The sequence below is a fragment of the Aliiroseovarius sp. PrR006 genome, assembly GCF_010500215.1.
Lineage (GTDB): Bacteria > Pseudomonadota > Alphaproteobacteria > Rhodobacterales > Rhodobacteraceae > Aliiroseovarius.
Window position 1 is genome coordinate 1 of sequence record NZ_JAAGOY010000011.1, and the last position, 13,593, is coordinate 13,593.

Genomic DNA, 13,593 nt, shown 5'->3' on the forward strand with positions numbered 1-13,593 from the left:
TCATGGCTAAGGAAAAGTTTGAACGCGGTAAACCGCACGTTAACATCGGCACGATTGGTCACGTTGACCACGGCAAGACGACGCTGACGGCAGCTATCACCAAATTCTTTGGTGACTTCAAAGCATACGACGAGATCGACGGTGCACCGGAAGAAAAAGCCCGCGGCATCACCATCTCGACTGCTCACGTTGAGTACGAGACCGAGAACCGCCACTATGCGCACGTTGACTGCCCCGGCCACGCCGACTACGTCAAAAACATGATCACCGGTGCGGCCCAGATGGACGGCGGCATTCTGGTTGTGAACGCAGCTGACGGCCCCATGCCGCAGACCCGCGAGCACATCCTGCTGGCGCGTCAGGTTGGTGTACCTGCGCTGGTAGTCTTCATGAACAAAGTTGACCAGGTAGACGACGAAGAGCTGCTCGAGCTGGTTGAGATGGAAGTTCGTGAACTGATGAACGAATACGACTTCCCGGGCGACGACATGCCGATCATTGCTGGTTCGGCTCTGGCCGCTATGGAAGGCAAGAACCCGGAAATCGGTGAAGAGAAAATCCGCGAGCTGATGGCTGCTGTGGACGAGTACATCCCGACCCCGGATCGTCCGGTTGACGGCGACTTCCTGCTGCCGATCGAAGACGTGTTCTCGATCTCGGGCCGTGGTACTGTTGTAACCGGTCGTGTTGAGCGTGGTGTTGTGAATGTTGGCGACGAGATCGAAATCGTTGGCATCAAAGACACTCAGAAAACCACCTGTACCGGTGTTGAAATGTTCCGCAAGCTGCTGGATCGCGGTGAAGCAGGCGACAACGTTGGCGTTCTGCTGCGCGGCATCGACCGTGAAGCTGTTGAGCGTGGCCAGGTTCTGTGTAAGCCGGGTTCGGTTAACCCGCACACCAAGTTCGAAGCCGAGGTCTACATCCTGACCAAGGAAGAAGGCGGCCGTCACACCCCGTTCTTCGCGAACTACCGTCCGCAGTTCTACTTCCGTACCACCGACGTGACCGGTACTGTTGAGCTGCCTGCTGGCACCGAAATGGTTATGCCGGGCGACAACCTGAAGTTCAACGTCGAGCTGATCGCTCCGATCGCCATGGAAGAGAAGCTGCGCTTCGCGATCCGTGAAGGCGGCCGCACCGTTGGTTCGGGCGTTGTCTCGAAGATCATCGACTAAGAACGCCCAGCGTTCTTAGGGCGACAGGTGAATTGGCGTAGCCAGTTCACCAAGAGCCTGAGAAGATAAGAAAAGGGCTGCCACCAGGCGGCCCTTTTTGCGTTGGGGTGAAGGGCGATGCCGCCTGAGGTGGGTGCTTTTTCGGCACCAGCACCAACCTTAGAAGAAAAGTGGGGATAGATATAGTTTGTTGGTTGCCTCCTGGGCTGGCTATAACTTTAAAAGTGTAGGGAGTGCGGCAGCTAAGTCTGCTAATTGAAAAAAAGGGGGATTAATGATGGGATTTAAGTCAAAGGCTATCGCCGCCGCAATTGGCGTTGCTTGTGCGTCAAGCGCAGCTCAGGCTGAAGGCTATTTTGGTGTGGCGTTGGACGGAGGCAAGGCCACGTCTTCGACCGGCTATTCGCATGATAAGTTCATGCCTGGCGTCGCGGTCGTTTTGGGGAACCGTATCAACAACGGTAATTTCTTCTACGGCTATGAAGCTAGTGCATCACTTACGCTTAATGGAGCCTTTGAAGAATGTGACGGTTTCAACCCGGCACCGGTATTGTGTAAACAGACCGCCAATCTGCGCCTGATGGGTGTCGTTGGCCAGCAAGTGGGCGACTATGATCTTTATGGTAAGTTGGGCTACGGCGCTGTGTTTGGAGATTTCGCGGATTCGCCGTTTAGCGTCGCCAGTGGGCACGTCAAAGGTCTTTCGGTCGGTGTGGGCGCAAGCCGCCAGTTGAACGACACAACCAAGCTGTTTGGCGAAGTCCTGTATGATGCCTATCACAACAGTAGCGGCCAGCCGGGTGGATATAGCAGCGAATACACCAACGTGAACCTGCGTCTGGGCGTGATGCGCTCGTTCTGATCCTTCAGGCAGCGTCGGCAGGGGCAGAGCTTAATCTGCACCGCGTGACCTTCTTAGTTGATTATCAATGCAAGGGGCTGCTGTTTGGTGGCCCTTTTTGCTTTGTCCAAACGCATCGAATGGGGGCAGAATGTGGCGTAGAATTGACTGATGCAAAGATGTTGAAAGTCAGAGGTCTTCAATTTAAGCGTGTTGTAAGTTTTGAGCGGACACAGGTATGCGCATATTATTATTGCTCCTTTTTTATAGCCTGACGGTTTTCTCGGGCCTATTCACTATAGCGGCGTTCTATTTCCCGGATTGGTCTGAATATCGGATTCCTTTGGCTTCGGTGTTTGTGGCCAGTCTGCTTTTGCTAATTATGCTGCTAAAGCCGAATGAGCGGCGTGAAACGCCTACGAAAAAACGGCGAGGATCACTATCGCAAGCGCGGATTGTTGTCGACGGTTCAAATGTCATGCACTGGCAAAACGGAGAGCCAAGCTTCGCGCCTTTGCACGATGTGGTGGGAGAGCTTAAGCGACTTGGGTTTATGCCGGGTGTCATCTTCGACGCAAATGCAGGATACCTGCTGGTTGGAAAATATCAGGACGATGACAAGCTAGCCAAGCGCTTGAAACTGCCCGAGAACGCGGTTGTCGTGGTTGCAAAAGGAACCCCTGCAGATCAGATTATTCTTGATGCCGCAAGGAATCTAAACGCCATTGTCGTGACGAATGATCGCTTCCGAGACTGGGGCGAGGATTATCCTGAGATCCATAAACGTGGCTTTCTCATTCGTGGTGGATACAAATCTGGAAAGCTATGGCTGGATGGGAAAGTCAAGATGGCACAGAAGACGCAGTCGCGACAGTAGCGGCGAACGCGGTTTCAGGTCTTCAATGGGATGTGCCGCGCGCGTTCTGCGTGGGGGTGTTTTACCTGCGTTTCGATCAACTCGTTCATGGGCTGTTCGACATCAAAGCCCGCGGCGATCAGGCGCTGTTTGGCGCGTTCAAGCAGGTCCAGACGCTGCTCGTGGGAAAGCGGCGTGACCATACCGACTTTCAGCGCGTCGGCGTCGATCGGCTTGGTGTTCAGAAAGACAATCGTGTGCTCTGGTACGAAGGCCACCGGGGTGAAATAGTCGGCCAGAAGCTCCATCTGGATCGCGATCCAGGGAAGGCGCCAGAACAGATAGTCCTGCTGCACGACCAGCGCACGGCCGGGGATCAGCGACAGAAAGAAGGTGCGCATCATCGCGTCCATCGTCCGCGTGGATTTCGAGGCATCCATGACCAGGATCTCAATCGGGCCGTCTTCCCAGATCTGATCCTCGATCTGGCCCGGGTGGAGCGAGATGCGCTCGGTCCAGGGGGTCAGAAGGTCGATTGCCAGGTCCAGTGTTTCGGTACCCTCAAACGGCGCAATGCCCCGCGGGTACAAGAAGTGTTCTTTTGCGGCTTCATTGATGCCGAAACGGTCAAATGCATGGATCAGCCCAGTGTGGCCCGCATATTGGTGGCCAGCGGCCAGCCGGGCGGTGGACCCGCCGACATAACAGCCCAGATCAACCACGGCCCCTTCGTCCTGCATCCATTCTGACGTGGCCCAGAAATAGAAACGCTGCTCTGCCGGGGCCAACATGGTCGGCACCTTTGCCGCTTGCGCCAGCAGGGTTGGATCTAGCGCGTCCCATGGGTGGTCTTTGAATATGGCGGGATCGGTCATTAAGAATGCCTGTTTTTAGGGGTAGGTGAAAGATAGCACCAAAAATGTCAATGAAAGCTCTTGATAATCCCGGCGTGCTGGCATAATCGCTGTCTCGGTCATAGGGGTATAGCTCAGTTGGTAGAGCGACGGTCTCCAAAACCGTAGGTCCCGGGTTCGAGCCCTGGTGCCCCTGCCACCACCTTCACCAACATCAAAGATCAAGCGATGCCTCGCTTAGCGGTCCTGTGACTGTTGTCGTGCTGCATGGTCCACGCTACATCCTAGAGCATGAGTTTCTTGCGTTCGACCATTCTGTCCCTTCCGGTGATTGCGGCCTCGGCTTTGCCTTTGGCCAGCCATCCGCACGTCTTTATTGATGCTGGTGCGAATCTGTTGTTCGACGATGCGGGACAACTGGCTGGGGTGCGGGTGTTCTGGGCCTATGACGAGTTCTATTCCCTTCTGCTGGTCGAAGATAACGGTCTGGATGCGGACGGGGATGGCGTGCCGGAACAGGCCGCGCTGGACGCTTATGCAGGTAAGGACGTGGACTGGGCGGCGGGCTTTCCCGGCGACCTGTATCTGAAGAATGCAGGTGCCGATGTGCCGCTGTCCGGGCCGGTCGAACACGGCATGCGGTTTGAGGACGGGCGCGTGATCAGTTGGCACATCCGCCCGCTGGAAACGCGTCTGACGGTTGGGGCCGAGCCGCTTCTGGTACAGATCTACGATCCCACCTTTTTCGTCGCCTACGATGTGCGCCTGCCGGTCACCGTCCAAGGCCGAGACGATTGCGCGGTCGAGCAGGTGCCTGCAGATCTGAATGCCGCTTACGACAAGGTTGAGAGCTTGCTGTATGGTCCCGACAGTGTCGAGTATTCCGAAGATAGCTATCCCGAAGTGGGCGACCTGTTTGCTGATCAGTTGTTGCTGACATGCTCCGAGTAATTTCGATTCTGTCACTTGCCGTTTTGGTGACCGGTGTCGCTCTGTGGGCGACGGGCGCGCTGGAGGGTGTGTCGGTTTGGGCGGCAGATTGGCAGCGGCAGGTGCAGACCTCGATGGCGCGGGGATTGCGAGCACTCAGGGCAGGGGAGCCGGGCGCGTTGTTCGCGCTGCTGTCGATCTGCTTTTCCTACGGGTTTTTTCACGCGGTCGGGCCGGGGCACGGTAAGGTGTTGATCGGGGGCTATTCTCTGGCCTCGCGCTCGACCATGTGGCGGATGTCGTCGGTGGCGCTGCTGTCGTCCCTTGCGCAGGGGCTGAGCGCCATCGTGCTGGTGTTCGCCGGGGTGCTGCTTTTGAACCTGACGCGGCAGCAGATGGTCGGGTTGGCTGAGGAGTGGTTCGCGGATGCGAGCTATGCCGCCATTGCGTTGATCGGTCTCTATCTGTTGGTGCGGGGGGCGCGAAAGCTGTTGCGGGTGGCGCGCAGAAAGGCGCATGCGCACGACCACGATCACCACGACGGGCACACCCATTGCCACGACTGCGGCCATGCCCATGCGCTGGGCCTGCATGATGTGGAGACCGCAGGAAGCTGGCGCGAGCTTGCCGTCCTGATCGCGGGTGTCGCCATTCGTCCCTGTACAGGTGCGCTGTTCCTTTTGGTGCTGACATGGCAGATGGGTCTAGTCTGGCAGGGCATTTTGGGTGTCGTCGCGATGGCGCTGGGAACTGCCAGTGTGACCATTGTGACGGCCTTGGTCGCGGTCGGTCTGCGTGGCGGGGTGTTGGCGGGGCTTCTTCAGGGCGGAGGCAGCATGGCCGCACGCGCCGTCCCTTTGCTGGAAATCGCCGCTGGCGCTCTGGTTTTGGTCGTCGCTTTGGGCCTTTTAGGTGTGGTTTGACGGTGAAGGCTTGAAAACCCCGTGCGCATTGCGTAATTGACCGCCTATCATATGAAAGGCCGAAAACAGATGACCAATCCGTTGCAATTCATCCAGCAAGTGCGCGCCGAGGTGTCCAAAGTCACCTGGCCGACCCGCCGTGAGGTTCTTTTGACCACCGGCATGGTGTTCGTGCTGGCTGCTCTTACGGCATTGTTCTTTTCGCTTGTGGATCTTGGCATCCGCAGCGGTCTGTCCGCCGTGCTGGGCTACTTCGGCTAACACACCGTCTTTGCCCTTGAAATGAGCGTGTTTCGGGGGTAGTTCGGGCATCACTTCGGGAAGGGCGTGTGGCGAATCAAGTTGCACGCCGATTTTTTGTTCCCGAAAACGAAATTGAAAATGTCCCTTCGGGGCGCAGGAATGCAGAGGCTGACATGGCGAAACGGTGGTATTCGGTAAGCGTGCTGTCGAACTTCGAAAAGAAGATCGCAGAGGCAATCCGTGCTTCGGTCGAAGAAAAAGGTCTTGAGGACCAAATCGACGAAGTGCTGGTGCCGACCGAAGAGGTCATCGAGGTGCGCCGCGGTAAGAAGGTCACGACCGAGCGTCGCTTCATGCCGGGTTACGTTCTGGTCCACATGGAAATGTCGGACGAGGGCTATCACCTGATCATGTCGATCAACCGCGTCACCGGCTTCCTGGGTCCGCAGGGCCGTCCGATGCCGATGCGCGATGCCGAAGTGCAGGGCATCCTGGGTCGCGTCGAAGAGGGTGCGGAAGCGCCGAAGCTGATGATCAGCTTCGAAATCGGCGAGAAAGTCGCCGTGACCGATGGCGCGTTCGAAGGCTTCGACGGTCTGGTCGAAGAAGTGGACGAAGAAGGCCAGCGCCTGAAGGTTGCTGTGTCGATCTTTGGCCGGGAAACCCCGGTCGAACTGGATTACACGCAGGTCTCGAAGCAGGGCTGACGTGTTGAAGACGTGGGAGGGGCGGTGATCGCGATCACCAATCCAGACCGCGGCAATGAGAGGCAAAGGGACGCGTCCCCGAGCTGTTGTTAAAGGAGAAGCCAAATGGCTAAGAAACTCGCTGGCACGATGAAACTGCAGGTTCCTGCAGGTCAAGCCAACCCCAGCCCGCCCGTCGGCCCCGCACTGGGTCAGCGCGGCATCAACATCATGGAATTCTGCAAGGCGTTCAACGCCAAGACGCAGGATCTGGAGCCCGGCGCGCCGTGCCCGACCGTGATCACCTACTACCAGGATAAGTCCTTCTCGATGGACATCAAGACGCCCCCCGCGTCGTACTTCCTGATCAAAGCTGCAGGCCTGAAGTCGGGTGCAAACAACCCCGGCCGTGAAACCGTTGGTTCGGTTACTGCTGCTCAGGTGAAAGAGATCGCCGAAGCAAAAATGAAAGATCTGAACGCAAACGACATCGACGCTGCGATGCAGATCATCCTGGGCTCGGCCCGCTCCATGGGCATTGAGGTAAAGTAAGATGGCAAAACTGGGTAAACGTACCGCTGCCGCTCGCGAAGCCTTCGCCGGCAAAGAAAACCTGAGCGTTGAAGAAGCTGTTGCACTGGTTAAGGGCAACGCAAACGCCAAGTTCGACGAAACCATCGAAATCGCAATGGCTCTGGGTGTTGACACCCGTCACGCTGACCAGATGGTCCGCGGCGTTATCGGCCTGCCGAACGGCACCGGTAAAACCATGCGCGTTGCTGTTTTCGCTCGCGGCCCGAAAGCTGAAGAAGCTCAGGCTGCTGGCGCAGACATCGTTGGCGCAGAGGACCTGATGGAAACCATTCAGGGCGGCACCATCGAATTCGATCGCTGCATTGCCACTCCTGACATGATGCCCATCGTTGGTCGTCTGGGTAAAGTTCTGGGTCCGCGCAACCTGATGCCGAACCCGAAAGTTGGCACCGTGACGATGGACGTCAAAGCGGCTGTTGAAGCTGCCAAGGGCGGCGAAGTTCAGTTCAAGGCTGAAAAAGGTGGCGTGGTTCACGCTGGCCTGGGCAAAGCCTCGTTCGACGACGCCAAGCTGGTTGAAAACGTGCGCGCCTTCGTGGAAGCCGTTCAGAAAGCCAAGCCCTCGGGCGCCAAAGGCACCTACATGAAGAAAATCTCGCTGAGCTCGACCATGGGCCCGGGCGTGACGCTGGACGTGGACAACGCCACCGGCAACTGATTTTCTTCAGTTTGAATATAGAAAAGGGCGTCCAGATTGGGCGCCCTTTTTGCGTGTAGCTCATGAGAACATTTTGAGAAGTCTGAATTCTGTGCTAGGGTCGCTTTGTTAGGGCTGCCGGACTTTCTTGATCGGGCGCCCTGTTAGGGGTTGGAAAACCCCTCGAAACGTCCTAAACAGACCGAGCATTCCAGCGTGCGATTCGTCGTGCGCTGTTTTGCGTTTCGTCCGAGACGGTGGGTGACGCCGGTGGGCCAAGCTGAGAAGCGACCGCGCACAAGTGTCATAATTCCTGCCTGAGATGGGAAATGAACAAAAGAATTCTCTCGGCCGCTTGGCCTTGGGGCGATTTTGCGAAGGACCCTTATCGCGGACCCGATTGCCGGGTTTTCCCTGAAAACTCGGTAAAATATGAGCCGGAGGGGTCAAACCCTCCATACTTGGAGTGAAACTGTGGATAGAGCACAAAAAGAAAAAGTGGTCGAGGAACTCGGCCAGATCTTTGAAAGCTCTGGCGTCGTTGTGGTTGCCCACTACGCCGGTCTCACGGTTGCTGAAATGCAGGACCTGCGTTCGCAAATGCGCGAAGCTGGTGGGTCTGTACGCGTTGCCAAGAACAAGCTCGCCAAAATCGCCCTTGAAGGTAAGCCGGCCGCTTCGATCGCCGACTATCTGACGGGTATGACCGTTCTTGCCTATTCCGAAGATCCTGTGGCTGCTGCCAAGGTGATGGATGCATATGCCAAGACCAACGACAAGTTGGACATTCTTGGTGGTGCAATGGGCGAGGATGCTCTGGACAAGGCTGGTGTTAAAGCCGTTGCCGCTATGCCGTCGCGTGAAGAGCTTATTGCTTCGATCGCTGGCTGTATTGGCGCACCTGCTTCGAACATCGCTGGAGCCATTGGCGCGCCTGCTTCGAACATCGCATCGATCTTGTCTACTGTTGAAGACAAGGCTGCTTAAGCAATCTGAGACCAGCGGAGCGGATAATCGCCTCACGTTGGAACACATCTAAATACGGAAAGAAGTCAAATGGCTGATCTGAAGAAACTTGCAGAAGAGATCGTGGGTCTGACCCTTCTCGAAGCACAAGAACTGAAAACCATCCTCAAAGACGAGTATGGCATCGAGCCCGCAGCTGGCGGCGCAGTTGTTATGGCTGGCGGCGGCGACGCCGGTGGCGCAGCTGAAGAAGAAAAAACCGAATTCGACGTCGTTCTGAAGAACGCCGGCGCTTCGAAAATCAACGTGATCAAAGAAGTTCGCGGCATCACCGGTCTTGGCCTGAAAGAAGCCAAGGAACTGGTTGAAGCCGGCGGCAAGATCAAAGAAGGCGTTGACAAAGCAGAAGCAGAAGACGTGAAAGCCAAGCTGGAAGCAGCTGGCGCAGAAGTCGAACTGGCTTAAGCTTTACGCTTTTGGGCCCTCGGTGGCCTGCAAAATCAAGGCTGGGCCCGGAGAAATCCGGGTCCAGCCGAACCTGTCTTGAAGAGGGCCTGAATGCAGGCGTTGTTCTGGGAAAGGTTCAATGGATCGGGAGGGAACCCTTGGGCGGGTTTCCATGAATTGGTTCGAACCCCCGTCTCGGACGAGGTGTCGCCGGCGACCCAACGGTTGGCGCCTCAGTTGAGAAATGAAAGGTAAATACCTTATGGCGCAGACCTATCTTGGCCAGAAACGCTTGCGTAAGTATTACGGCAAAATCCGTGAAGTTCTGGAAATGCCGAACCTGATCGAGGTTCAGAAAAGCTCGTATGATCTTTTCCTGAACTCTGGCGATCAGCTGGAGCCGATGGACGGAGAAGGCATCAATGCTGTTTTCCAGTCGGTTTTCCCGATTAAAGATTTTAACGAGACCTCGATCCTTGAGTTCGTAAAGTACGAGCTGGAAGAGCCGAAGTTCGACGTTGAGGAATGCCAACAGCGCGACCTGACCTATTCGGCGCCGCTGAAAGTCACCTTGCGTCTGATCGTGTTTGATGTGGACGAAGATACTGGCGCGAAGTCGGTAAAAGACATCAAGGAACAAGACGTGTTCATGGGCGACATGCCCCTGATGACGCCGAACGGCACCTTCGTCGTGAACGGCACCGAGCGCGTAATCGTATCCCAGATGCACCGTTCGCCGGGCGTATTCTTTGACCACGACAAGGGCAAGACGCACTCGTCGGGCAAACTGCTGTTCGCCTGCCGCATCATTCCCTACCGTGGCTCATGGCTGGACTTTGAATTCGACGCTAAAGACATCGTCTTTGCCCGTATCGACCGTCGCCGTAAGCTGCCTGTGACCACCCTGCTGTATGCGCTGGGTCTGGACCAGGAAGGCATCTGTGACGCGTATTACGACACCGTTCAGTTCAAGCTGAAGAAGAACAAAGGTTGGGTCACCAAGTTCTTCCCCGAGCGTGTTGCCGGCACCCGTCCGGTGCAGGATCTGATCGACGCCAAAACCGGTGAAGTGATTGCCGAAGCTGGCAAGAAGGTCACTCCGCGCGCCGTCAAGAAGCTGATGGAAACGGGCGAAGTCACCGATCTGCTGGTGCCGTTTGACAGCATCGTTGGTCGCTTTGTCTCGAAGGACATCATCAACGAAGACACTGGTGCGATTTACGTCGAAGCCGGTGACGAGCTGACGCTTGAGCACGACAAAGATGGCGAGCTGATCGGCGGTTCGCTGAAAGAGCTGATGGATGCGGGCATCACCGACATTCCGGTTCTGGACATCGACAACGTCAACTACGGTCCCTACATCCGCAACACGATGGCGGCTGACAAGAACATGGGCCGTGACACCGCGCTTATGGACATCTATCGCGTCATGCGTCCGGGCGAGCCGCCCACGGTTGAAGCTGCGTCGGCTCTGTTCGACACGCTGTTCTTCGACAGCGAGCGTTATGACCTGTCGGCTGTTGGTCGCGTGAAGATGAACATGCGTCTGGCTCTGGACGCCGAGGATACTCAGCGGACCCTGCGTCGCGAAGACATCATCGCCTGTATCAAGGCGCTGGTTGATCTGCGCGATGGCCGTGGCGACGTCGACGACATCGACCACCTGGGTAACCGTCGTGTGCGCTCGGTCGGCGAGCTGATGGAAAACCAGTATCGCGTTGGCCTGCTGCGCATGGAGCGCGCGATCAAGGAACGTATGTCCTCGGTCGAGATCGACACCGTGATGCCGCAAGACCTGATCAACGCGAAACCGGCTGCTGCCGCTGTTCGCGAATTCTTCGGCTCGTCGCAGCTGTCGCAGTTCATGGACCAAACGAACCCGCTGTCGGAAGTCACCCACAAACGCCGCCTGTCGGCGCTTGGGCCGGGTGGTCTGACCCGCGAACGTGCTGGCTTCGAGGTGCGTGACGTTCACGCAACTCACTATGGCCGTATGTGTCCGATTGAAACGCCGGAAGGGCCGAACATTGGTCTGATCAACTCGCTGGCCACCTTTGCCCGCGTGAACAAGTACGGCTTCATCGAAACGCCTTATCGTAAGGTTGTGGATGGCAAGGTCACCGACGAGGTGAACTATATGTCCGCCACCGAAGAGATGCGTCACACGGTGGCTCAGGCCAACGCGCATCTGGATGCGGATGGTCGCTTCGAGAACGATCTGGTGAACACCCGTCAGTCGGGCGAATACACCATGGCGCCGCGCGACAACGTTGACCTGATCGACGTATCGCCGAAGCAGCTGGTTTCGGTTGCTGCTTCGCTGATCCCGTTCCTTGAAAACGACGATGCTAACCGCGCTCTGATGGGCTCGAACATGCAACGTCAGGCTGTGCCGCTTCTGCGTGCCGAAGCTCCGTTCGTAGGCACCGGCATCGAAGGTAAGGTTGCCATCGACTCGGGTGCGGCCATTCAGGCCAAACGCGGCGGTGTGATCGACCAAGTGGACGCAACACGTATCGTTGTACGTGCCACCGAAGACCTTGGTCTGGGTGATGCGGGCGTAGACATCTACCGTCTGCGCAAGTTCCAGCGTTCGAACCAGAACACCTGCATCAACCAGCGTCCGCTGGTGAAAGTTGGTCAGAAGGTCTCGAAAGGCGAAGTTGTTGCCGATGGTCCGTCCACCGATATGGGCGAACTGGCTCTGGGTAAGAACGTGGTCGTCGCGTTCATGCCTTGGAACGGCTACAACTACGAAGACTCGATCCTGATTTCGGAACGTATCGCACGTGATGACGTCTTCACTTCGGTTCACATTGAAGAGTTTGAAGTCGCTGCCCGTGACACCAAGCTTGGGCCGGAAGAAATCACTCGCGACATCCCGAACGTCGGTGAAGAAGCGCTGCGCAACCTCGATGAGGCTGGCGTTGTGTACATCGGTGCGGATGTAGAACCGGGCGATATTCTGGTCGGTAAGATCACTCCGAAAGGCGAAAGCCCGATGACGCCGGAAGAAAAGCTTCTGCGCGCCATCTTCGGTGAAAAAGCTTCGGACGTGCGCGATACCTCGCTGCGTGTGAAGCCGGGTGATTTCGGTACCGTTGTTGAGGTTCGCGTATTCAACCGCCACGGCGTTGAGAAAGACGAACGTGCCCTTCAGATCGAGCGCGAAGAGGTCGAAAGCCTTGCCCGCGACCGTGACGACGAGCTGCACATTCTGGAGCGCAACACCTATGCCCGTCTGAAGGACATGATCCTGGGCAAAGCTGCTGTAAAAGGCCCGAAAGGCGTGAAAGCCGGTTCGACCATCTCGGAAGAGCTGCTGGAAGGTCTGTCGCGCGGTCAGTGGTGGCAACTGGCGCTTGAGGACGAAGACGATGCAAAAATCGTTGAAGCCCTGAACGAACAGTTCGAAGCTCAGAAACGTGCCTTGGATGCGCGCTTTGAAGACAAGGTCGAAAAAGTCCGTCGTGGCGACGACCTGCCGCCGGGTGTGATGAAGATGGTTAAAGTCTTCGTTGCTGTGAAGCGTAAGCTTCAGCCGGGCGATAAGATGGCCGGTCGTCACGGGAACAAAGGTGTTATTTCCAAGGTTGTACCGATGGAAGACATGCCGTTCCTGGCCGATGGTACGCCGGTTGACTTCTGTCTGAACCCGCTGGGCGTGCCGTCGCGTATGAACGTTGGTCAGATCCTTGAAACCCACATGGGTTGGGCCGCACGCGGTCTGGGTCTGAACATCGACGAAGCACTGGGTGAATACCGCCGTTCCGGCGATCTGACCCCGGTTCGCGAAGCCATGCGCATCGCCTATGGCGACGATGTCTACGAAGAGGGCATCTCGGGCATGGACGAGGACGAACTGGTGGATGCAGCGGGCAATGTGACCCGCGGTGTTCCGATCGCGACCCCGGTCTTTGACGGCGCCAAAGAGGCTGACGTGAACGACGCGCTGACGCGTGCCGGTTTCGACACCTCGGGTCAGTCGGTTCTGTTCGACGGTCGTACCGGTGAACAGTTCTCGCGCGAAGTTACCGTTGGCGTGAAGTACCTGCTGAAACTGCACCACCTTGTGGACGACAAAATCCACGCGCGTTCGACAGGTCCGTACTCGCTTGTTACCCAGCAGCCGCTGGGTGGTAAGGCGCAGTTCGGTGGTCAGCGCTTCGGTGAGATGGAAGTCTGGGCTCTGGAAGCATATGGCGCGGCTTACACGCTGCAAGAGATGCTTACCGTCAAGTCGGATGACGTTGCTGGCCGTACCAAAGTGTACGAGAGCATCGTCAAAGGCGAGGACAACTTCGAAGCCGGTGTACCGGAATCGTTCAACGTTCTTGTCAAAGAAGTCCGCGGCCTCGGCCTCAACATGGAACTCCTGGATGCGGAGGGCGAGGAGTAAGGCGCCCGCCTTACCCCTCCCACCCTTCCCCTGATTAAA

At 56.9% G+C, this 13,593-nt stretch carries 13 protein-coding genes and 1 tRNA gene; 13 read left to right on the forward strand and 1 reads right to left on the reverse strand.

From position 1 onward, the window contains the following. Positions 1-2: 2 nt before the first annotated feature. From tuf to G0Q00_RS15285, 3 genes are all read left to right on the forward strand, one after another. Entirely contained in the window at positions 3-1,178 is a 1,176-nt protein-coding gene (gene tuf / locus G0Q00_RS15275; protein ID WP_163040919.1) for an elongation factor Tu, read from the forward strand. 277 nt (positions 1,179-1,455) lie between these two features. Further along, entirely contained in the window at positions 1,456-2,040 is a 585-nt protein-coding gene (locus G0Q00_RS15280) for an outer membrane beta-barrel protein (protein ID WP_163040921.1), read from the forward strand. Positions 2,041-2,257: 217 nt separating this feature from the next. Next, on the forward strand, positions 2,258-2,896 hold the full coding sequence (locus G0Q00_RS15285) for a hypothetical protein (protein WP_163040923.1): 639 nt from the start codon (positions 2,258-2,260) through the stop codon (positions 2,894-2,896). Between the two features lie 14 nt (positions 2,897-2,910). Here G0Q00_RS15285 and G0Q00_RS15290 read toward each other — a convergent pair whose 3' ends face one another. After that, a complete protein-coding gene (locus G0Q00_RS15290) occupies positions 2,911-3,750 on the reverse strand; it encodes a hypothetical protein (protein ID WP_163040925.1) in 840 nt (279 codons plus the stop codon). A gap of 102 nt (positions 3,751-3,852) precedes the next feature. Between G0Q00_RS15290 and G0Q00_RS15295 the strand changes: the two genes are divergently transcribed. The 10 genes from G0Q00_RS15295 (at position 3,853) to rpoB (ending at position 13,554) form a co-directional block, all read left to right on the forward strand. Then, positions 3,853-3,928 (forward strand) — tRNA-Trp (locus G0Q00_RS15295). A 92-nt stretch (positions 3,929-4,020) separates the two neighbouring features. Continuing rightward, positions 4,021-4,680 carry a DUF1007 family protein gene (locus G0Q00_RS15300; protein WP_163040927.1) on the forward strand — a complete coding sequence of 220 codons (660 nt, stop codon included), beginning with the start codon at positions 4,021-4,023 and terminating at the stop codon, positions 4,678-4,680. Continuing rightward, positions 4,668-5,582 carry a nickel/cobalt transporter gene (locus G0Q00_RS15305; RefSeq protein ID WP_163040929.1) on the forward strand — a complete coding sequence of 305 codons (915 nt, stop codon included), beginning with the start codon at positions 4,668-4,670 and terminating at the stop codon, positions 5,580-5,582. Before G0Q00_RS15300 ends, G0Q00_RS15305 begins: the two co-directional genes overlap by 13 nt. A gap of 69 nt (positions 5,583-5,651) precedes the next feature. After that, positions 5,652-5,843 carry a preprotein translocase subunit SecE gene (secE, locus tag G0Q00_RS15310; RefSeq protein WP_108857582.1) on the forward strand — a complete coding sequence of 64 codons (192 nt, stop codon included), beginning with the start codon at positions 5,652-5,654 and terminating at the stop codon, positions 5,841-5,843. Positions 5,844-5,998: 155 nt separating this feature from the next. Continuing rightward, the gene (gene nusG / locus G0Q00_RS15315; protein WP_133489712.1) at positions 5,999-6,532 is read left to right on the forward strand and encodes a transcription termination/antitermination protein NusG; all 534 of its coding nucleotides are present in this window, start codon (positions 5,999-6,001) and stop codon (positions 6,530-6,532) included. A 105-nt stretch (positions 6,533-6,637) separates the two neighbouring features. Further along, positions 6,638-7,063, forward strand: a complete 426-nt coding sequence (gene rplK / locus G0Q00_RS15320; RefSeq protein WP_108857580.1) for a 50S ribosomal protein L11 — start codon at positions 6,638-6,640, stop codon at positions 7,061-7,063. A 1-nt stretch (position 7,064) separates the two neighbouring features. Further along, positions 7,065-7,763 carry a 50S ribosomal protein L1 gene (rplA, locus tag G0Q00_RS15325; RefSeq protein ID WP_163040931.1) on the forward strand — a complete coding sequence of 233 codons (699 nt, stop codon included), beginning with the start codon at positions 7,065-7,067 and terminating at the stop codon, positions 7,761-7,763. A gap of 453 nt (positions 7,764-8,216) precedes the next feature. Beyond that, a complete protein-coding gene (gene rplJ, locus G0Q00_RS15330; protein WP_108857578.1) occupies positions 8,217-8,729 on the forward strand; it encodes a 50S ribosomal protein L10 in 513 nt (170 codons plus the stop codon). 69 nt (positions 8,730-8,798) lie between these two features. Beyond that, positions 8,799-9,173: a 50S ribosomal protein L7/L12 gene (gene rplL / locus G0Q00_RS15335; protein WP_163040933.1), complete on the forward strand. Its 375-nt coding sequence runs from the start codon at positions 8,799-8,801 to the stop codon at positions 9,171-9,173. A 244-nt stretch (positions 9,174-9,417) separates the two neighbouring features. Continuing rightward, positions 9,418-13,554, forward strand: coding sequence for a DNA-directed RNA polymerase subunit beta (gene rpoB, locus G0Q00_RS15340; protein ID WP_163040935.1), 4,137 nt, complete (start codon positions 9,418-9,420; stop codon positions 13,552-13,554). Positions 13,555-13,593 lie beyond the last annotated feature (39 nt).

Bases quoted from the DNA above. Each gene is read 5' to 3' on its own strand.
- rpoB (WP_163040935.1), top strand. From the start codon at position 9,418: ATGGCGCAGACCTATCTTGGCCAGAAACGCTTGCGTAAGTATTACGGC.
- rplL (WP_163040933.1), top strand. From the start codon at position 8,799: ATGGCTGATCTGAAGAAACTTGCAGAAGAGATCGTGGGTCTGACCCTT.
- G0Q00_RS15285 (WP_163040923.1), top strand. From the start codon at position 2,258: ATGCGCATATTATTATTGCTCCTTTTTTATAGCCTGACGGTTTTCTCG.
- nusG (WP_133489712.1), top strand. From the start codon at position 5,999: ATGGCGAAACGGTGGTATTCGGTAAGCGTGCTGTCGAACTTCGAAAAG.
- rplK (WP_108857580.1), top strand. From the start codon at position 6,638: ATGGCTAAGAAACTCGCTGGCACGATGAAACTGCAGGTTCCTGCAGGT.
- G0Q00_RS15305 (WP_163040929.1), top strand. From the start codon at position 4,668: ATGCTCCGAGTAATTTCGATTCTGTCACTTGCCGTTTTGGTGACCGGT.
- G0Q00_RS15300 (WP_163040927.1), top strand. From the start codon at position 4,021: ATGAGTTTCTTGCGTTCGACCATTCTGTCCCTTCCGGTGATTGCGGCC.
- G0Q00_RS15280 (WP_163040921.1), top strand. From the start codon at position 1,456: ATGGGATTTAAGTCAAAGGCTATCGCCGCCGCAATTGGCGTTGCTTGT.
- rplA (WP_163040931.1), top strand. From the start codon at position 7,065: ATGGCAAAACTGGGTAAACGTACCGCTGCCGCTCGCGAAGCCTTCGCC.
- G0Q00_RS15290 (WP_163040925.1), bottom strand. From the start codon at position 3,750: ATGACCGATCCCGCCATATTCAAAGACCACCCATGGGACGCGCTAGAT.
- tuf (WP_163040919.1), top strand. From the start codon at position 3: ATGGCTAAGGAAAAGTTTGAACGCGGTAAACCGCACGTTAACATCGGC.
- secE (WP_108857582.1), top strand. From the start codon at position 5,652: ATGACCAATCCGTTGCAATTCATCCAGCAAGTGCGCGCCGAGGTGTCC.